We start from the raw sequence: 20,151 nt of genomic DNA, 5'->3' as shown, positions 1-20,151 counted from the left end.
TAAAGATTGTCACTGCTTGAGAAATATAGAGAGCTGCCGTTAGAAGACGTAATCGGCGACCGCTTCGGAAGGTATAGTAAATACATCATTCAGGAGCGTGCACTGCCTGATGCTAGAGATGGATTGAAACCTGTACAGCGCCGTATTTTATATGCGATGTATGCGGAAGGAAACACAAATGAAAAACCCTATAGAAAATCGGCTAAAACAGTCGGTAATGTAATCGGTAATTATCACCCGCATGGTGATTCTTCCGTTTATGAAGCGATGGTACGTATGAGTCAGGACTGGAAAGTTAGAAACGTCCTCATTCAGATGCACGGAAATAACGGTAGTATCGATGGAGACCCGGCAGCCGCAATGCGTTATACAGAGGCAAGACTTTCCGCGATCGCTTCTGAATTATTAAGAGATATCGACAAAGAAACGGTTGAATTTGCACCTAACTTCGATGATACGACAGAAGAACCGATCGTACTGCCTTCTATGTATCCAAATTTACTTGTAAACGGCTCAACGGGGATCTCAGCTGGTTATGCGACTGAAATCCCGCCACACCATCTTGGAGAAGTGATCGACGCTGTTACCATGCAGATCGATAATCCCGATGTTTCACTCGATGAACTCATGACCGTTATAAAAGGTCCTGATTTCCCGACTGGCGGAATTGTTCAAGGTGTTGATGGCATCAAGAAAGCTTTCGAGACAGGAAAAGGCCGTTTCATTATTCGTGCCAAAACCGAGATTGAGAGTTTAAAGGTCGGACGTCAGCAGATAGTTATCACTGAAGTTCCTTTTGAAGTGAACAAAGCGAACCTAGTGAAGCGTATGGATGAACTTCGCTTAGACAAAAAGGTAGACGGAATCGCTGAAATCCGTGATGAGACCGATCGCACTGGATTAAGGATAGTTATCGAACTTCGTAAAGATGGAAATGCAGAAGGGGTATTGAACTACTTCTTTAAAAATACTGATCTTCAAGTTTCGTATAACTACAACATGGTAGCTATCCATAACAAGACACCAAAATTAATGGGCTTAAAAGCGATATTAAACGCCTACATTCAGCATCAGATCGAAGTGGTAACAAGAAGAACGAAATATGATTTACGTAAAGCTGAAGAACGTTCACATATTGTAGAAGGTTTAATAAAAGCCATTTCGATCTTAGATGAAGTGATCGAAACAATCCGTGCGTCAAAAGATAAGCGAAATGCAAAGGACAACATCATTGAAAAGTTTCAGTTTACTGAAGCACAAGCTGAAGCTATCGTTACCTTGCAGCTTTATCGCTTAACAAATACGGATATTACTACACTTCAGAAAGAAGCGGAAGAACTCGAAAAGAAGATTGAACACCTCCGTTCCATCTTAAATAGCGATAAAAAATTATACAACGTTATTAAAAAAGAACTCTCTAATGTTAAAAAGAAATATGCTGATCCACGACGTACACAGATCGAAGCTGAGATTCAGGAAATCAAGATTGATATGGAAGTCATGATTCCGTCTGAAGATGTAATGGTGATGGTTACAGAGGACGGCTATATTAAACGTTCAAGTATTCGTTCCTATAGTGCATCTAATGGTGAACTGCCAGGAATGAAAGAAACGGATTCCTTATTGCTCGTATCCCAACTCAACACAACGGACACCATGCTGATGTTTACGAATAAAGGGAATTACATTTACCTTCCTGTCTATGAGATGCCTGAGATCCGCTGGAAAGACATGGGGCAGCATCTAGCAAGTATCGTTGGTCTAGATAAGGATGAAAAGCTGATCAAAGCCTATCCTGTAAAAGAATTTAAGGAAGATCAATTCCTCATTTTCTTTACTAAACAAGGAATGACAAAGAAAACAGAACTTATGCAATACAAGGCTACACGCTATAACCGTACCTTAATGGCCATTAAACTAAAAAGCGAAGACGAGGTTGTAGATGTGTCCTTAACGAATGGAAATCAAGATGTGTTTATCGCCACGCACTTTGGTTATGGATTATGGTTCCATGAAGAAGAAATCAGCCTCGTTGGCCAGCGAGCTGCAGGGGTGAAAGGCATTAATTTAAAAGCAGGAGATTACTTAGTAAGCGGTTTTGCCATTACAAATCATCCAGAAACTGCTCAAGTTCTAATTGCTACTCAGCGCGGTGCCATGAAAAAGATGAAGATTACAGAGTTTGATAAAACGTCGCGTGCCAAACGTGGACTTGTAATGATCAGAGAATTGAAATCTAATCCGCACCGTATCGTAGGTATGAAATTGGTTACGGATGAGGAGAAACAATTCGTTCTTGAAACGGCAAGCGGTAAACAAGAAACCGTTTCAGCTGAAAATTTCAAATCTGCCGACAGGTACAATAACGGCTCATTTGTAGTAGATACCGGTGAAACGGGACAAATTACAAGATTAAAATCATTGATTTCAACAGATAGTTCAAAAGAGTAGCATTTCGCTGCTCTTTTCTTTCTTTCGATCAGATAACATATAGCAACTTAGAGAAAAGAGAGATACATAATGAAAAGCAATACACATTTGTTAGGCGGAGTTGCAGCTGCTGCACTTTATAAGACGGCCACAGATCTCCCGCCAGATACTCTATATCACGAACTGACGTATTTTGGTGCAGCTGTTCTTGGAAGCCTGTTGCCTGATTTATGTCATCCAGGATCATACTTGGGAAAAAAGACAAGTTTCCTTTCCAAGACGATTTCTAAAACATTTGGTCATCGGACGATCACACATAGCTGGATTATGATTCTATTGGTGATGATGTTGCCAAATTGGATGGATTGCATGTATGAAGAAAGTTTAAGTAGCGGGTTAACAGTAGGGGTGACCAGTCATATTATTTTGGACGCAGCCACATCGAGGGGAGTACAGTTATTTTACCCACTGCCCATTCGTTTTCGTTTTCCTTTATATACGAAGACAGGAACGAAAACGGAGAACAACATTGCAACCATCATAAGTTTAATAGCTGCTGTTTTAATGATACATATCTATATTGTTTCTTTATTTTAGTTTTTTTAAAGTCATAACTTAAAAAAGGGTTTAAATTCCTACCTAAAATGGTAATACAACAAATGAATACACAAAAGAAGGAGTGGTTTAGAATGGCTAAAATCGCAACAGTATTAGCAGATATGTTTGAAGATGTTGAATATACGGAACCTGCAAATGCATTTAGAGAAGCAGGACACGAAGTCATCGTTATCGGTTCAGAAACAGGGGCAACTTTAGAAGGAAAACAAAAAGAGGCTCAAATAACGACTAATACTTCGATCGGAGAGGTTTCTTCTGAAGACTTTGATGCGCTTTTTATTCCTGGAGGTTTTTCACCTGATATCTTAAGAGGGGATGACAAGTTTGTCCAGTTTACGAAACACTTTGCAGATGAGGGTAAGCCGGTATTAGCCATCTGTCATGGACCACAATTACTAATCTCTGCAGAAGTGCTACAAGGAAGAAATATTACAGGGTATAAATCCATTCACGTAGATTTAAAGAACGCTGGGGCAACTGTGAAGGATGAAGAAGTAGTAGTTTGTGGAGGAAATCTAGTGACCAGCCGTCAACCAGAGGATATTCCGGCATTTATTAGAGAATCTCTGAAAGTATTAGAACAATAAAAGAGTAGTAAGTAAAAATCGCCTGGGAATAATCCTGGGCGATTTTTTTAAATTTAGTCTTAATACGGAGGGATTTTATTCCTTTAAAGCCGTATAATGTTTGAAATTTGCCCTCCAAAAAATGGTTTACTAAATACCACAAAATGGATAATATATAGACGGAGCATGCTTATGGATGTACTACCTCTTTTTTATCTTTGGTAAATAGTTTATAATTATCAGAAAGAGTAGAAATTTTAATCAATAATAAAGAGTCTCTAAAAGATGATTTACCGAAGATTGTTAAGGTGTGTTTCTATGTGGCGCCTTGAATTTTGTAACACTAAGCAGAACATTATATCGTTTCTGCAAATATAGGTTATAAGGAAGGTTATCATGAGCAACGTACAAGAAAAAACAGACGTTATCTTAATTGGTGCCGGAGTCATGAGCGCGACTTTGGGATCCTTATTGAAAGAACTAGCACCCGATTGGAAAATTAAAGTGTATGAAAAACTAGCAGGCGCAGGTGAAGAAAGTTCTAACGAATGGAACAATGCTGGTACTGGGCATGCGGCACTTTGTGAACTAAATTACACAAGCGAAAGACCAGACGGAACGATTGATGTTAGCAAAGCGATAAAAATTAACGAGCAGTTTCAACTTTCTATGCAATTTTGGTCTTATCTTGTAAAGCGAAATCTTATTCGAAATCCAAAAGACTTCATTATGCCATTACCTCATATAAGTATGGTTCAAGGGCAGCAAAATATCGAATTTTTGAAAAAGCGTTTTAAAGCGCTTTCAGAAAATCCTTTATTTGAAGGAATGCAGTTTTCGGAGGACACTGAAAAATTAATCGAGTGGTTCCCGTTAATTATGGAAGGCCGAAATTTAACAGAACCGATTGCTGCAACCAAAATCGACTCTGGTACGGATGTCAATTTTGGAGCTTTAACTCGTATGTTGTTTGAGCACTTAAAAAACGAGGACGTGGAAGTTCATTATAAACATAGTGTTAAAGATATTAAACGTACTCAGGATGGATCTTGGGAATTAAAGGTGCACAACCTGAATACTGGTAAGATTGAATATCATCGTTCCAAGTTTGTCTTTATCGGTGCTGGAGGTGCAAGCCTGCCAATCCTTCAAAAAGCAGGTATTCCTGAGTCCAAACATATAGGCGGATTTCCGGTAAGCGGACTATTCTTAGTATGTAATAATCCAGAAGTGATCGAACAGCATCATGCGAAAGTTTATGGTAAGGCTAAAGTTGGTGCTCCACCAATGTCAGTGCCGCACCTGGATACGAGATATATAGAGAACAAAAAATCATTGCTGTTTGGACCATTTGCCGGCTTTTCACCAAAATTCTTAAAAACAGGTTCCAATTTTGACCTGATTGGTTCAGTAAAACCGAACAATCTCCTTACCATGTTAGCAGCAGGTGCAAAAGAGTTGCCATTAACAAAATATTTAATCCAGCAAGTATTGTTATCTAATGAAAAACGAATGGAAGAGCTTCGCGAATTTATTCCCAACGCCAAGAGTGAGGATTGGGATATTGTAGTGGCTGGACAGCGTGTGCAAGTGATAAAAGATACAGACGCAGGTAAAGGTACACTTCAATTTGGAACAGAGGTAGTAACTTCAGCTGACGGATCAATCGCTGCATTGCTCGGTGCGTCTCCAGGTGCTTCAACTGCCGTTCACGTGATGCTTGAAGTATTACAAAAATGCTTCCCGAAACATATGAACGATTGGGAAGCAGGAATAAAAGAGATGATTCCATCTTATGGCATATCTTTAGCTGAAAACCCAGAACGCTTTAAAGAGATTCAATCGTCCTATGCAAAGACATTAGGTCTTACTCAAAATGATGAGGTCGTTTTAGATTCACAGCTTACGATGTAAATTTTTTATAAAAATGAACTAGCCCTAATAACGGCCATATATATGGATAACTATGATATCGAATATAAAAAGCTCCAGGAAGACCGGCTCCCGTTGGGTAGTTGGTCTTTTTGTGGTTGAGCAGCCATTCAGCAGCTCGTTTCATTTCAAAAGTTGGCTGATCGGAAATGACCGTCAATGCATTTAAAGCCCATGCTGTTTGCGAAGGGGTGCTTTCCTTTAAGGCTACGTACTTTCGCTTCTCGTCACTTTCACAGGATTCTCCCCATCCGCCATCGTCATTTTGAATACTTAATAACCAATTTTTAGCTTTTTGTACCCTATTATGCGTCGGGTCAATACCTGAAGCGATCAAACCGGTAATCGCAGCCCATGTACCATAAAGGTAACAGACTCCCCAGCGACCGTACCATGAACCATTTTGTTCCTGGTTTTGCCATAACCAATTCACTGCTTTTTTTATAGAAGGATGCTTATAGTTTAATCCATGAAATCTTCCTAAAAACTCTATTGTTCTTCCTGTTAAATCAGGAGTTGAAGGATCGATAAGGGCATCTTTCGCATATTTAATAGGTAGATTTCCTATTATGAATCGATTCGTGTTTTTTTCAAAAGCAGCCCAGCCACCATCATCATTTTGCATGGATAACAACCAGGTAAGACCTCGTTCATAACTAGTTTGATAGGAAGGGTTCATCTGGTAAAAATGTGCAACCGTTCGAAGTGCTGCCTGTGTATCATCAATGTCAGGATGAATAGTATTTCCGATTGAGAAGCCCCATCCTCCCGGAAGAACATTAGGATTATGAACAGCCCAATCTCCATATTTAGTGTGTTGCTGGTTAAGAAGAAACTGTGATCCTCTCAAAATGGACGTATGATTAACTGGAACTCCCGCTTCCAGTAAAGTATATAGAATAAGAGAAGTGTCCCAAGTAGTAGATGGAGAGTTTTGAAGGTGCAACGTTTCATCTGTTTCACAAAACATTTTCATTAAGCTGTTCATTGCATTCTGAATGACATCGGAGTCACGGCTGTATCCATTTGTTAAAAGAGCATAAATCATAAAGATAGTCGTTAAACTGTAACTTAACAACGTCCCATCAGGTTCGATGTGACTCTGAATATATGAAAGCAGGTTTTCCTTTTTTAATTGAGAGTAGTAATCCCTAATATTTAAGAGAGAAAACAAGTTTACCCATTCTTCAAGTTGTGAACTTTCGTCTCCGTTTATATATAGTTCTGAAAGGTCTGGGGTATATTTGGATGTAAGTTTCTTTTTTGCATCCATCATTAATAAAACCGGCGCAAAATGTCCCCTTGCATAGCTGCTGATGTCATATTGATTAATTGGTGCAGTCAATGGCAAGGAAAAAAGGATAGCAGGATCGATAGGCACATCCGGCCACATGTACAACCCGTTCATTGCCAGAAAGACTTTTGTTATTAAGTCCGCCTCCTTTAATCCGCCATTCTTAATAATAAATTCTCTTGCGGGTTGAAGCTTGTCATCATTGGATTTATAATACCGGGAGTACAGAAGAGCTGTATAAGCTTGGATGGTTGCAGAAAGGTTAGCGGGTTCCTCATTGGAATATACTCGCCATAATCCGTCTGGTGATTGCTGAGATCGTATTCGGTCGGTAATCTGTTTAATTATTTTTTCATTTCTATATTCGAGTGTTCTTAATAATATCAGCATATAAGCGTCTGTAATCAATGGATTTTCAAAACAGAAACGCCATGTCCCATCTGGCTTTTGCATAGAAAGCAACTCATTACATCTTTTATGAACGTCTATCTCAATTTTTCGGATATCCATATTCATCACCGCACTTTTCTATTGTGGTTACAGTGTATGAGGAAAAATGGTTATCCTATGAGTGAGAAGCTGAAGATTGTTCATTTCGATACATTAGCGTTAAAATTTTGTTTAAGAGATATGCAGTTAGGAGGAAAGTAAGTTGAGTAACAAAGAACTTGCAACTTTTGCGGGTGGGTGTTTTTGGTGCATGGTCAAACCATTTGATGAAATGCCGGGTATTCACGGCATTGTTTCTGGTTATACAGGGGGGCATGTAGAAAACCCGTCTTACGAACAAATTAAAACGGGTGAAACCGGTCACCGAGAAGCTGTTCAGATCACATTTGACCCAGATGATTTCCCGTATCAGAAGTTATTGGATTTATATTGGCCACAAATTGATCCAACCGATGATGAAGGGCAGTTTTTCGACCGTGGCAGTCAATATCGTACTGCGATTTTTTATCACACGGAACAACAAAAGGAATTAGCTCTGAAATCACGTGAAAAACTTGAAGAGAGCGGGCGATTTAACAAACCAATCGTAACGGAGATCTTGCCGGCAAGTATATTTTATAAAGCAGAACAGTATCATCAGGATTTCTATAAAAAGAACCCAGAAGCTTATAAAGAAGAGCGTATCACTTCAGGAAGAGATACATTTATTAAAGAAAATTGGAAAGACAAGTAAGGTAATATTGACCATAATTATATTATGTAAACTAACGAAAAGAGACTAGCAAAGTCTCTTTTTGTGTATGCGAAATTAAACCTTATTTCTTTTTGTATTGATTCAATACATGAACCATACCTTCTTCAATAAGCTCATTAGCTGGGCGATCTAGTTTTTTGGCTAATTGCTTAATCTCTTTATAAAGAGATTGGCTTAATGTTGTGTTTACATTTTTACGATCGTGGTTTTTTGTACGAATTTGACTTGTATACATTTTTTACCTCCAATGAAATAGGGAGTGGGTTGAATTGATCACTGCTTTAGTGCACGGAATTATTTTAGCATTCGGGTTGATTTTACCTTTAGGAGTACAGAACATTTTTATATTTAATCAAGGAGTACAGCAGTTAAACATATGGCGATGTATGCCATCCGTAATAACAGCAGGACTATGTGATACTTTATTAATCATTCTAGCCGTTTCAGGCGTATCTGCATTAGTGTCAACCATACATGCTCTTAAACTAATTGTAATGACAGCTGGTATTCTATTTTTATTGTATATGGGGTGGAACATTTGGTCTAGCAAAACTCATATACAAGAATCAGTACTAACGATGACATCTAAAAAGCAGATCATGTTTGCTGCTTCTGTTTCATTATTAAATCCTCATGCTATTTTAGATACGGTTGGTGTAATCGGAACAAATTCACTTGCTTATTCAGGTGTGGACAAACTTGTTTTCACTTTATCTTGTATCTCAGTGTCTTGGATTTGGTTTATTGGTCTTGCCTTAGCAGGGAGAATAGTAGGGAAGGTAAATGCATCTGGTTATATTCAACAGCTAATCAATAAAGGATCAGCTATTATCATTTGGTTAATCGCTTTATATCTGGCATCAACTTTACTTTTATAGCAAAATGTGAAATTCATCTTATCATGTCGTTAAATGATGAAAGATGTTCATAATTTATGTTATATTATGAGTAAAACTAATATAAAGAGGGATGAATTTGTCGATTGGCAAATACGAAATATTTCATACAGTTGTAGAGCTTGGAAGTTTAACAAAGGCAAGCGAAGCATTAAATATATCTCAATCAGGAGTAAGCCATGCTATTGCTAGCTTAGAAAAAGACCTTGGTTTTTCTTTATTGACTCGTAATAAAGCTGGTATCAGATTAACAGTGAATGGTGAAAGAATGTTGATGTATATCCGGGATATTCTTACATTAAACAAGAAGATGCTTCAGGAGGCTGGAGAAATACAAGGACTTGAAATAGGTACTGTCAGAATTGGAACTTTTTCATCTATTTCGGTTGAATGGCTTCCGGGAATATTGAAAAAGTTCATGAATCAATATCCTCATATAAAAGTAGAAGTTATGGAAGGGAAGCAGGAAGAGATTTCACAATGGATTTCTCAAGGAGTCATAGATTTTGGATTCTTAATGCTGCCCGCTGTTGATTTCGAAGTTCTTCCATTAAAGCGCGAAACATTTTACTGTGTTGTACCGGAGAACCAACATCTTAGTGTTGAAAAGGTAATAAAGACGCGTGCACTGAAAAAGGAGAAACTTATCCTTCAAAACTCCACACTAAAAATGGTACATAAGATTCTTAAACCAAATAAATCTTTTCCTGAAATTGCGTTTCGTTTAGATGATGAGCAGGCGATCATCTCTATGGTGAAAAACGGGCTTGGTGTAGCTATTCTGCCTGAAATCGCATTATATAATCTTCCTGCCGGTGTGAAAAAAATACCTCTTTCTGGTGAACAAGCTGTTTCTTCTATTGGAATAGGTTCATTATCTTTTAAGAATCTTTCGCCGGCTGCAGAAAAGTTTATAGCGACATCCACCTTATGGTTAAATGAAAATATTAATCAGGTGGTTTCCATCCCCTAAAAAAGAAAGCAGACATAGTTAGCTTTCTTTTTTTATCAATAGTTAGTTCTTATTGAAGTTTTTACGGTACGTGTTTTTTTATTTTGTTACACGTTCGCGTAAGATAGACCTTGTTTCGCGTACCGCGCAGAATCGCCGAGCTAAGCGTGAAAATCCTCATCTTCGCGAAAATGGTCAGCCATTCGCGCCTACACGCTAATTTCAAGTTTTACAAAACACTAAAACAACCTGATATTCAGTCATTTTAGCTTATAATCTTACAAAGTTACCCCCTAATGTGGTTTTGATTTATCAAAACGTCCTTTTTCATAAAATAGGGGGGGTGAACTCAAAGATTTTGCACTTTGATTCACCCCCTTCTTTTATTTATTATAAACCGCTCGGAGAAAGCGAGATTGCTTTTAAGGCATGGTCTAGATCATAAATGAGATCATCTACTGTCTCTATTCCGATGGATAGACGAATCAATTCAGGAGATACCCCAGATTTTCTCTGTTCTTCCTCTGATAACTGCTGGTGTGTTGTGCTCGCAGGATGGATGATTAGGGACTTTGAATCTCCAACGTTAGCTAAATGAGAGAAGATGCTTACGTTATCGATTAATTTTTTCCCTTCTTCAACTCCTCCTTTTACACCGAAAGTGAGAATTGCTCCAGCTCCTTTAGGAAGGTATTTTTGTGCAAGTTCATAATATGGACTGCTCGGAAGACCTGCATAATTCACCCAGTCTACCGAAGGATGGCTTTCTAAGAACTGTGCTACCTTTAGAGCGTTTTCTACGTGTCTTTCTATACGTAAGGATAACGTTTCTAGGCCTTGTATAAACAAAAATGAATTAAATGGAGCAATGGATGATCCTAAATCACGAAGCAATTGAACTCGAGCTTTTAGAATATATGCAAGCGGACCGAAAGCTTCCGTATAAACGATACCTTTATAGCTTGAATCTGGCTCTGTTAATCCAGGGAACTTTCCATTGTTCCAATCAAATTTTCCGGAATCGATGATGACTCCGCCTACTGATGTTCCATGACCTCCGATGAACTTTGTTGCCGAGTGAACGACGATATCTGCGCCGTGCTCGATTGGTCGGCATAGATATGGAGTTGCAAGCGTGTTGTCAACGATTAGAGGGACACCTGCTTCGTGCGCAATTTCAGCAAGACCTTCAATGTCAGCTACATCAATTTTGGGGTTTCCAATTGTTTCAACATACACTGCTTTTGTCTTTTCAGTAATTGCATCTTTAAACGACTGAAGGTTATCGATGTCCGCGAATCGAGTCTCGATGCCGAGTTTTGGTAGAGTCACTGAAAAGAGATTATACGTTCCTCCATAAAGAGAGGTAGAAGCAACAATTTCATCACCAGACCCTGCGATATTGAAAATAGCATTCGTAATGGCTGCCTGGCCGGAAGAAAGAGCAAGTGCTCCTACACCGCCTTCTAACTTAGCGATTGTCTGTTCAAACGCATCTTGTGTTGGGTTCATTAAACGGCTATAGATATTTCCGAATTCTTTTAAAGCAAAGAGATTAGCCGCATGTTCTGTGTTATTAAACTGATAAGATGTAGTCTGATAAATCGGTACCGCTCGTGCACCTGTTGCAGGATCTACTTTTTGTCCTTCATGCAATGAAATTGTTTCAAACCCATACTCTCTTTTTTGTTCACTCATTTTCAAATCTCTCCTCATAAGTTTAATTTTTTATTCAATACCGATTCCAGAGTCCACTTATCCAAAAGAAAAAACCTCTTCCAAAAGAAGAGGTCCCGATGATTTCATAACGATCGAAGTCTCATCTTTCAGAACGTGAATTGTTCTGCTGAAATTAGCACCATGCATCTCTGCTGGTTGCCGGGCTTCATAGGGTCAGTCCCTCCGCCTCTCTGGATAAGAAGATTGAATATTGAATTAAGGATTATATTACATACCTCTTAATCAATAGTCAACTGAATTTTTAAAAAAGTTCGGATTTTTATTTTTCTTCGCATTTGGAACACTTTTAACAGTGTAGATAATACCAACTGCCCAAAACGCTGCAAGAACAAAATAAATAGCAAACATGAGGTTAGAAGAAAAACCAAAAGGTAAGAGCAATGTTCTCACATTCGTTATGATGATCAAGCCGCCAACTAAAACTCCTAAGATATGTGAAGGAATGATTCGGACTAGCCATGCTGCGATTGGAGCTGCAACGATACCGCCTGCCATCAATGCACCGACCCATAACCACTCAACTTGTGCCCAGCCGAGAGAAATAAAGAAACCAACTGAGGCTGAAACGGCAACAGCAAACTCACTCGTATCAACAGAACCAATCACTTTTCGAGCTTTCATATCTTTTGCAAGAAGTACAGGTGTCGTTACAGGACCCCATCCGCCACCTCCTGTTGCATCCAGGAATCCAGCGAGTAAGCCTAGTGGCATGAGCTGTTTCTTTGAAAGAGAATGAACTGCAGGTGTGGGTTTAGGATTTGCATTCCCGATCTTTGAAAGAAAACGAAACAAGATGTAGAATCCTAGACCAATTAAAAATAAAGAAACATAGGGCTTTACGATATCTCCGGGAAGACTGCTCAAAAAGCAAGCGCCTAAGAATGCTCCGACTGATCCCGGTATAATCAACCGGAGAACCACTCGCTTATCTACATTGCCAAATCTAATATGAGATATGCCAGAAGCAGCGGTTGTTACCACTTCTGCCAGGTGGACGGAAGCAGAAGCCGCCGCAGGAGCAATCCCGGCTACTAATAACAAAGAAGTGGAAGTAACCCCATACGCCATTCCAAGCGAGCCGTCGATCAATTGTGCCAAAAGTCCAATAAAAGCTAGAATGATTAACTTTTCCATCAAATTCCTCCTCCAAAATAAAAAGGCCCTTAACCAGATGTTAAGAGCCTTCGGTTTTTCCGATCAGCGATACGGATGAAATTTTAGTTATTACTATATGTGTCACGATTACAAGTTGTCAACTGCCGATTGAAATTTTTTCAGAAAAAATAAAAAATATAAAATTAGGGTTTGATATCTTTTGCAGATGTGATATGATTTTTAAAAATTAAACTCTTATCCAGAGTGGTGAAGGGAACTGGCCCGATGAAACCCGGCAACCTGCGATTTGTAAGGTGCTAACTCCAGCAGAATGTTTTTACATTTTGGAAGATAAGGTAATACGTTTACCTCCACTATCTTTCCGAAATGGAAAGTTTTTTTTATTTTATGTAAAGAGATATTTTGTAAAAAAAGGGAGGCAGTGGAGTGGCGAATGAAAAGTGTGAAATCGATTTTCTTCCTCAGCTTCAACAAATGTTGAATAACATCAAATTTGGATCCATAACTTTAATCGTGCAGGATGGAAAAGTAATTCAACTCGAGAAAAACGAGAAAGTAAGAATTAGATAGCGCTGACTAGAAAACTAGAGGCGGCTTTAACGTAAGGGAACATGTCCTTTAAATCGTTAAGGCTGCTTTTTTTGTTGGACTATGTGATTCGTGTAAGGAGGTTAAGAGATTGTTAACTTATGAAACATGGGATAACAACAACACCAAAGAGTTTAATATCGATACGCCTGAGAAAGGGGCTTTAGATGTACTGAATTGGGCGTATGAAATGTACGGCGATGATCTTGTATATGCTTGCAGCTTTGGCATCGAAGGAAGTGTATTAGTCGATCTGGTAACCCGAGTTAAACCTGATGCTAAAGTGGTTTTCTTGGACACTCAGCTGCACTTTCAAGAAACATATGAGGTGGTTGAGGCAGCGAAAAAAAGGTATCCATCGCTGCGGCTTAAGCTCAAGACGCCAGCATTAACGCTTGAGGAACAGGCACATAAGCATGGTGAAGAACTATGGAAGGCTGATTCAAACCAATGCTGTACCATTAGAAAAATCATCCCTTTAGAAGAAGAGCTCAAAGGGGTAAAAGCCTGGCTTTCAGGATTGCGACGGGAACAGTCGCCAACGAGGCAGCAAACTCAGTTTATTAACAAAGATGAGCGTTTCCGCAGTATTAAGATCTGCCCGCTTATTCACTGGACATGGAAAGACATCTGGCGGTACGCCCATAAGCATGATCTGCCATATAACAAACTTCACGATAATGGATATCCAAGTATCGGCTGTGCTCCTTGTACAAAGGCAGTTATAAACGCGGATGATCTCCGTTCCGGACGCTGGTCGGGAACTGGAAAAAGAGAATGTGGTCTTCATAGCTAAGAAAAAATAGGAGGAGAGAGAAAAATGACAACAATACAACCTCACGGAGGAACATTAATTGATCGGTTTAAACCAGAAACACCATATGGACATATTCAAAAAGAAATTGAATTAGATTTAACAGCACTAACTGATCTTGAATTAATCGCTGTCGGAGCATACAGCCCTTTAACAGGCTTCTTAAATCAAGCAGACTATCAATCTGTTGTGGATCAAATGAGACTGAGTGATGGCACGGTTTGGAGCCTGCCGATCACTTTGCCAGTGACTCACGAATCTGCCGAATCTCTTAGTACAGGTGAAGACGTTCGGCTCACTTATAAGGGTGTGACTTATGGAATATTGCAGGTTGGCGATACCTTTTTCCCAGATAAGCATGATGAAGCAGAGAAAGTTTATAAAACTACTGATTTAGAACACCCAGGCGTAAAGAAGTTGCTTGACCGACCAACGGTATATGTAGGTGGGGATATCACACTTGTAAAACGGATTGAAAAAAATTCATTTATTAACTACCACCTTGACCCAAGTGAAACGAGAAAGAAGTTTAGCAGCTTAGGTTGGAAAACTGTTGTTGGTTTTCAAACAAGGAATCCTGTGCACCGTGCTCACGAATATATTCAAAAAACAGCACTTGAGACGGTAGATGGTCTCTTTTTGAACCCGCTAGTCGGTGAAACAAAATCAGATGATATACCAGCTGATGTTCGGATGGAAAGTTATCACGTACTTCTTGAAAATTATTATCCGAGCGATCGAGTATTCCTTGCTGTATTCCCTGCTGCGATGCGTTATGCCGGGCCTCGTGAAGCAATCTTTCACGCACTCGTGAGAAAGAATTTTGGCTGTACGCATTTTATTGTTGGCCGAGATCATGCTGGTGTAGGCAATTATTATGGAACGTATGAAGCTCAAGAGATCTTTTCGCAGTTTTCCGAAGAGGAAATCGGAATCACTACTCTATTCTTTGAACACAGTTTTTATTGCACAAAATGTGAAGGGATGGCTTCCTCTAAAACGTGTCCACATTCAAGCGAAAGTCATGTGATTTTATCAGGTACGAAAGTAAGAGAACTCCTAAGAAACGGGGAGTTACCTCCGAGTACGTTCAGCCGAAAGGAAGTAGTAGAAGTATTGATCAATGGATTGCGTAAACAGAAAGAAAAATCAGCTTAAAGGAGCCGCAAATGAGTACACACAATAATACCGTCTGGCATGTTAGTTCCATTACAAAAGAAGAGCGAAGAAAACAAAACAACCATTCTAGTTTTGTCTTGTGGTTCACAGGACTTTCCGGATCAGGAAAGTCCACCATCGCTAATGCACTTGCAAGAGAGCTCTATGAACGTAACATCCGAAACTATGTTCTTGATGGTGACAACATCAGAAACGGTCTAAATCGTGATCTATCATTTTCTGATGAAGATCGCACTGAAAATATACGAAGAATTTCTGAAGTGTCTAAGCTTTTTGTTGATAATGGAACAGTGGTGCTGACTGCATTCATCTCACCCTTCATACAAGACCGTGAACGAGCAAAGGAAATCATATCAGAAGAAGAGTTCATAGAGATCTTTGTTTCCTGTCCGATCGAAGAATGTGAGAAACGAGATCCGAAGGGACTATACAGTAAAGCTCGAAAAGGAGAGATTCCTGACTTTACTGGAATCGATTCCCCATATGAGGCACCCGTGTCTCCTTCACTTACCATTCACACAAATGAAAAAAGCGTTTCTGAGAGTGTCGATGCTATTTTAGATTATTTGCAAGAAAAAAATCTTATCTAAAAGGAGACTGTGAACATGGCTTATGAAAAAATGTGGGCTGATAACCCCAAGCTTAATAAAACAGAGCAGAAGAAGCTTGTAAAAGATGGGCTGAAAATCTTTGAAGATATCCCTTATTACGCAGAAAATGGATTCTCTTCAATTCCAAAAGAAGAGTGGGACAGTTTCAAATGGGCTGGTCTATATCTGCAGCGGCCGAAGGAAGATGGTTACTTCATGATGAGAGTAAATGTACCTTCAGGCATTTTAAACTATGAACAGGTTAAGACACTTGCCCATATCAGCAAAGATTATGGAAGAGGCGTATTTGATATCACGACACGGCAGGCGATCCAGTTCCACTGGCTGACGATTGAAGAAATTCCGGATATTTTTAAACGATTACAAGCAGCAGGGTTATCGAGTGCAGGAGCTTGTGGTGACATTACGAGGAATATCATAGGTAATCCGATAGCTGGGTTAGATCCTCATGAATTGTTTGATACCTCTGAAATTGTTAAAGAGGTATATGAATTTTTCCAGCACAATGAAGATTTCTCTAACCTTCCAAGAAAATATAAGATGTCTATTAGTTCCAACGTGAATAACAGTGCCCATGCAGAGATAAATTGTGTTGCTTTTACACCGGCTTTTAAAGTAATTGATGGCCAGGAGGTTCCTGGTTTTCATATTAAGATAGGCGGTGGCTTATCATCACGTCCGTTCTTAGCACAACCGCTTGACGTTTTTATTGAACCGCATCAAGTAAAAGAAATTTCAATTGCGATTACTACCATTTTCCGTGATTACGGTTATAGAGAAAAAAGACATCTCGCTCGCCTTAAATTTTTGATGGCAGACTGGGGTCCAGAAAAATTCAAAGAGAAACTTTTAGAATATACAGGACCGCTTCCATCAAAAGGAACGGATGCCCTGCAAAGCTGGAACGGCGGATATTTCTATGGTGTTCATCCTCAAAAGCAAAAGGGATTAAACTATATCGGTTTTAATGTTCCGGTTGGACGATTAGATGCGGATGAAGTGTTGCAGCTTGCAGAGATTGCAAGGTTATACGGCAACGGTGAGATTCGAACTGTTAACTCCCAAAACTTAATTATTCCTAATGTGAAACATGAAAATGTAGAATCTCTTTTAAATGAAGAGATCTTTAAACGAATCACAACTCGTCCTCTTTCTTTCATCGGGCACTCTGTTTCTTGTACGGGTATTGAATATTGTAATTTGGCCTTGGTTGAAACGAAAGAAAGAATGCGTAGAATCGCGGAAGGATTGGATCAAAGAATCTCACTAGATGTCCCAGTAAGGATTCATATGGTCGGATGCCCTAACTCCTGCGGGCAGCGTCAAATCGCCGATATCGGTCTGCAGGGCGTATTGTTAAAAACAAAAGAGAGAAAGATGGTTCAAGCTTTTGAGATTTATGTTGGCGGAACACTTGATGGCGGCGGAAAGTTTAATGAAAAGTTAAAAGGGAAATTCCATGCCGATCTTCTTGATGAAGTTCTAGTCCGTTTACTGGATTATTTTAAAGAAACAAAGCTTCCTCTTGAAACATTTTTCGATTATGTCAACAGGGTAGGTCTTGAACCTTTGCAAGAAAAACTTAATCAAATATCCGAGCAACTTGAAGAAAAAGTTTCATAAAGGAGGTCTTCTTTTGTATCTATACCGGTTTGAAGTCAACTTAAAATCTGAAGTGGTACCTGTTGTCATAGCCGCTTCCACAGATGAGCAGGCATTTCAGCTAGTGGATGTTGAGCTTGAAAAGTATTTTCTGAAAGAGCCAGATATTGAAGAGATTTCACTCTATGAAAAGAAAAAAATCCGAAGCGGTAATGGATTTGTACTATATGAAAGGGAAACGCTACTAAATTCGTAAGGAGGGATGATGATGGGAAAAGTTTATCTTGTCGGAGCAGGTCCTGGTGATCCGGAGTTGATCACGGTTAAAGGGTTGCGCTGCATTCAGGAAGCAGACGTAATCCTATATGACCGATTAGTGAATAAAGAACTACTGGAGCATGCGAAAAAAGGGTGCGATCTGATCTATTGCGGCAAATTGCCAAACTACCATTTTATGAAACAAGAAACCATTAACAGCTTTTTAGTCAAGCATGCACAAAAAGGAAAAACAGTAACCCGGCTTAAAGGCGGCGATCCATTTGTATTTGGCCGAGGCGGAGAGGAAGCAGAAGCCTTATCAAAAAACCGAATAGCTTTTGAAGTTATCCCCGGAATCACTTCAGGGATTGCCGCTCCAGCCTATGCAGGTATACCTGTGACACATCGGAACATCGCTTCAAGCTATGCGATTGTGACAGGACACAGAAAAAAGGGGCAAGAAGAAGAGTTAAAATGGGAGAGCTTGGTGAATGGGATTGATACATTAGCTATTTATATGGGTATCACCAACCTTCCTTATATATGTAAACAGCTGATAAAACACGGAAAAGATAAGAATACTCCTGTGGCTTTAGTTGAATGGGGATCTTTAGAAAAGCAGCGAACTGTAACAGGTACATTAGATACCATTGAAAATATCGTACGGAAGGAAAAGATTGAGAACCCTAGCATGATTATCGTTGGAGAAGTAGTACGATTACGTGATGAACTTAAGTGGTTTGAACAGCTTGTCGAGGTCGAAGAACCCGTTAAGCTGACTGCTGTAAGCGGGGCACTATAAATGAAAGCTTTACTTTTAATCTGTCATGGCACAAGGCTGCGAAAAGGTCAAAAGGAAGCGGAAGAGTTTGTAAACCAGTGTTTAGATTCAGTTTCTGTTCCAATCAAAGAGGTATGCTTTTTAGAATTAGCTGAACCTTCTATCTCACAAGGATTTGAAACATGTATACAAAAAGGAGCGACGAGTATATTCGTTGTTCCTGTATTTTTATTATCAGCTAACCATGTGAAGATAGACATTCCAAAAATACTTGGGCATTTAATGAATCAGTATCCAGAAACAGAAGTAACGTTCGGTCGTGAACTCGGAGTACATGATGCCCTTTCTCACTTGTTGTGGGAAAAGATTAGGAATCAAGTAGCCCTTTTAAATAAGAACTCAAACGTATTATTAGTGGGTAGGGGAAGCAGTGATCCCGATGTAAAGAGAGATCTAACACAAATCGCATCAAACTTTCAGCACCATTATGGCATACCCAATATACAAACATGCTTTTTAACCGGATCCTCCCCAAGTTTTGAAGAAGCTCTGTGGAGTTGCAAAGATTCTTATGATCAAGTCGTTATCGTTCCTTATTTATTGTTTTCAGGTCTTTTAATTAATGGAATGAAACTTACAGTGAATCGGTATAAAGAAGATACCCAACAAGATGTAATCCTATGTGAAACGCTTGGCTACCATCCTATTTTAAGAGAGGTACTTCTCACTCGTATCAATGAAACACTTGGAACAAGAGAATTGGAATATTTGTAATAAGTGAGGGATGTTGGATGTTATGTACCCGATTCATTTAGATTTATCTAACAAACAAGTAATGGTTGCAGGAGGCGGCCCTGTTGCTTACCGTAAAATAAGAGATCTATTGAAGGAAAAAGCAATCATAACGGTGATTAGTATTGATGCCGTTGAGGAGATTCAGAAACTGCATGAGCAAAAAAGGCTCACTTGGATAGCAAGAAAGGTAAGAAAAAATGATTTCGAGAAAGCTTTTCTTGTTGTTGCAGCTACTAATTCAAGCGAAGTGAATGCCGAGATCGCTGCTAATATAGGAGAAAACCAGCTGATTAACGTTGCTGACCAGCCCGAAATCGGAAATTTTATCATTCCCAGTGCCGTGAAAAGAGGAAAACTAGTACTCTCAGTCTCCACTTCTGGGGCTAGTCCGAGCTTGTCTAGTTTAATAAAAAAAGAACTAGAAGAAACGTACACGGAAGACTATGAATCTTACTTGGATTTCTTATTTGAATGCAGAACGATTATTAAGAATGAGTATTCGAAAATAAAAAGAAAGGCATTGTTAAAGGAACTCACCGATCCTGTTTATTTACAGGATGAAAAGAAGCGTGAGCGTTATTTGGAGACATTATTAAAGGGAAATGAAGCTAGTAGACTCAATTAAATATGACCCTTATCAAGAGAGGTAGAGGGAGCGGCCCTATGAAACCTCAGCAACCAACAGCGTAAAGTTGAAAAGGTGCTAATTCCTGCAAGACCATTATGGACTTGTAAAGATAAGAAGACCAACCTTAAAAAAGTCTTCTTCTTGAGG

General features: G+C 39.2%; 20 protein-coding genes and 3 riboswitches. Of the genes, 16 read left to right on the top strand and 4 right to left on the bottom strand.

All coding sequences use genetic code 11. From position 1 onward, the window contains the following. The first annotated feature begins 6 nt into the window (after positions 1 to 6). The 4 genes from parC (at position 7) to mqo (ending at position 5,528) form a co-directional block, all read left to right on the top strand. A complete protein-coding gene (gene parC, locus M3206_RS10635; protein ID WP_251312504.1) occupies positions 7 to 2,451 on the top strand; it encodes a DNA topoisomerase IV subunit A in 2,445 nt (814 codons plus the stop codon). A gap of 69 nt (positions 2,452 to 2,520) precedes the next feature. Then, entirely contained in the window at positions 2,521 to 3,027 is a 507-nt protein-coding gene (locus tag M3206_RS10630; protein ID WP_251312503.1) for a metal-dependent hydrolase, read from the top strand. A 92-nt stretch (positions 3,028 to 3,119) separates the two neighbouring features. Further along, positions 3,120 to 3,635, top strand: a complete 516-nt coding sequence (locus M3206_RS10625) for a type 1 glutamine amidotransferase domain-containing protein (RefSeq protein WP_251312502.1) — start codon at positions 3,120 to 3,122, stop codon at positions 3,633 to 3,635. Positions 3,636 to 4,010: 375 nt separating this feature from the next. After that, a complete protein-coding gene (gene mqo, locus M3206_RS10620) occupies positions 4,011 to 5,528 on the top strand; it encodes a malate dehydrogenase (quinone) (RefSeq protein WP_251312501.1) in 1,518 nt (505 codons plus the stop codon). Here the strand turns inward: mqo and M3206_RS10615 are convergent. Next, positions 5,518 to 7,350: a terpene cyclase/mutase family protein gene (locus M3206_RS10615; protein ID WP_251312500.1), complete on the bottom strand. Its 1,833-nt coding sequence runs from the start codon at positions 7,348 to 7,350 to the stop codon at positions 5,518 to 5,520. The genes mqo and M3206_RS10615 overlap by 11 nt on opposite strands. 142 nt (positions 7,351 to 7,492) lie before the next feature. On the opposite strand from M3206_RS10615, the gene msrA reads away from it, so the two are divergent. Next, positions 7,493 to 8,023 carry a peptide-methionine (S)-S-oxide reductase MsrA gene (msrA, locus tag M3206_RS10610; protein WP_251312499.1) on the top strand — a complete coding sequence of 177 codons (531 nt, stop codon included), beginning with the start codon at positions 7,493 to 7,495 and terminating at the stop codon, positions 8,021 to 8,023. 82 nt (positions 8,024 to 8,105) lie between these two features. Here msrA and M3206_RS10605 read toward each other — a convergent pair whose 3' ends face one another. Further along, complete coding sequence (locus M3206_RS10605; RefSeq protein WP_251312498.1) at positions 8,106 to 8,279, bottom strand: hypothetical protein; 174 nt, start codon at positions 8,277 to 8,279, stop codon at positions 8,106 to 8,108. A 34-nt stretch (positions 8,280 to 8,313) separates the two neighbouring features. Here M3206_RS10605 and M3206_RS10600 point away from each other — a divergent pair, with 34 nt between their 5' ends. Together M3206_RS10600 and M3206_RS10595 are read left to right on the top strand one after the other, a co-directional pair. Continuing rightward, complete coding sequence (locus M3206_RS10600) at positions 8,314 to 8,922, top strand: LysE/ArgO family amino acid transporter (RefSeq protein ID WP_251312497.1); 609 nt, start codon at positions 8,314 to 8,316, stop codon at positions 8,920 to 8,922. Positions 8,923 to 9,019: 97 nt separating this feature from the next. Beyond that, the gene (locus tag M3206_RS10595) at positions 9,020 to 9,913 is read left to right on the top strand and encodes a LysR family transcriptional regulator (RefSeq protein WP_251312496.1); all 894 of its coding nucleotides are present in this window, start codon (positions 9,020 to 9,022) and stop codon (positions 9,911 to 9,913) included. A gap of 369 nt (positions 9,914 to 10,282) precedes the next feature. Here the strand turns inward: M3206_RS10595 and M3206_RS10590 are convergent, their stop codons facing one another. Then, entirely contained in the window at positions 10,283 to 11,590 is a 1,308-nt protein-coding gene (locus tag M3206_RS10590; RefSeq protein WP_251312495.1) for a homocysteine synthase, read from the bottom strand. Between the two features lie 118 nt (positions 11,591 to 11,708). Beyond that, positions 11,709 to 11,813: riboswitch (SAM riboswitch) on the bottom strand. A gap of 41 nt (positions 11,814 to 11,854) precedes the next feature. Next, complete coding sequence (locus M3206_RS10585) at positions 11,855 to 12,766, bottom strand: sulfite exporter TauE/SafE family protein (protein ID WP_251312494.1); 912 nt, start codon at positions 12,764 to 12,766, stop codon at positions 11,855 to 11,857. Positions 12,767 to 12,979: 213 nt separating this feature from the next. Then, positions 12,980 to 13,085: riboswitch (SAM riboswitch) on the top strand. Between the two features lie 110 nt (positions 13,086 to 13,195). Here M3206_RS10585 and M3206_RS10580 point away from each other — a divergent pair. The 9 genes from M3206_RS10580 (at position 13,196) to M3206_RS10540 (ending at position 20,001) form a co-directional block, all read left to right on the top strand. Then, positions 13,196 to 13,318, top strand: a complete 123-nt coding sequence (locus tag M3206_RS10580) for a YezD family protein (protein ID WP_425590728.1) — start codon at positions 13,196 to 13,198, stop codon at positions 13,316 to 13,318. 109 nt (positions 13,319 to 13,427) lie between these two features. Beyond that, complete coding sequence (locus M3206_RS10575; protein WP_285876907.1) at positions 13,428 to 14,132, top strand: phosphoadenylyl-sulfate reductase; 705 nt, start codon at positions 13,428 to 13,430, stop codon at positions 14,130 to 14,132. 24 nt (positions 14,133 to 14,156) lie between these two features. Then, complete coding sequence (gene sat, locus M3206_RS10570) at positions 14,157 to 15,308, top strand: sulfate adenylyltransferase (protein WP_251312492.1); 1,152 nt, start codon at positions 14,157 to 14,159, stop codon at positions 15,306 to 15,308. Positions 15,309 to 15,319: 11 nt separating this feature from the next. Further along, a complete protein-coding gene (cysC, locus tag M3206_RS10565) occupies positions 15,320 to 15,919 on the top strand; it encodes an adenylyl-sulfate kinase (RefSeq protein WP_251312491.1) in 600 nt (199 codons plus the stop codon). A gap of 15 nt (positions 15,920 to 15,934) precedes the next feature. Further along, on the top strand, positions 15,935 to 17,563 hold the full coding sequence (locus tag M3206_RS10560) for a nitrite/sulfite reductase (protein WP_251312490.1): 1,629 nt from the start codon (positions 15,935 to 15,937) through the stop codon (positions 17,561 to 17,563). Positions 17,564 to 17,576: 13 nt separating this feature from the next. Continuing rightward, positions 17,577 to 17,798: a DUF3906 family protein gene (locus M3206_RS10555; protein WP_251312489.1), complete on the top strand. Its 222-nt coding sequence runs from the start codon at positions 17,577 to 17,579 to the stop codon at positions 17,796 to 17,798. 12 nt (positions 17,799 to 17,810) lie between these two features. Beyond that, complete coding sequence (cobA, locus tag M3206_RS10550) at positions 17,811 to 18,602, top strand: uroporphyrinogen-III C-methyltransferase (protein ID WP_251312488.1); 792 nt, start codon at positions 17,811 to 17,813, stop codon at positions 18,600 to 18,602. After that, positions 18,603 to 19,355, top strand: coding sequence for a sirohydrochlorin chelatase (locus M3206_RS10545; protein ID WP_251312487.1), 753 nt, complete (start codon positions 18,603 to 18,605; stop codon positions 19,353 to 19,355). 22 nt (positions 19,356 to 19,377) lie between these two features. After that, positions 19,378 to 20,001 carry an NAD(P)-binding protein gene (locus tag M3206_RS10540; RefSeq protein ID WP_251312486.1) on the top strand — a complete coding sequence of 208 codons (624 nt, stop codon included), beginning with the start codon at positions 19,378 to 19,380 and terminating at the stop codon, positions 19,999 to 20,001. Between the two features lie 6 nt (positions 20,002 to 20,007). After that, positions 20,008 to 20,120: riboswitch (SAM riboswitch) on the top strand. Positions 20,121 to 20,151 lie beyond the last annotated feature (31 nt).

Origin of the sequence: Fictibacillus phosphorivorans (genome assembly GCF_023715845.1) — a bacterium.
GTDB classification, from domain to species: domain Bacteria; phylum Bacillota; class Bacilli; order Bacillales; family Fictibacillaceae; genus Fictibacillus; species Fictibacillus phosphorivorans_D.
Note: the sequence above shows the minus strand (reverse complement) of the source record. Positions and strands in the feature narration are given on the sequence as shown.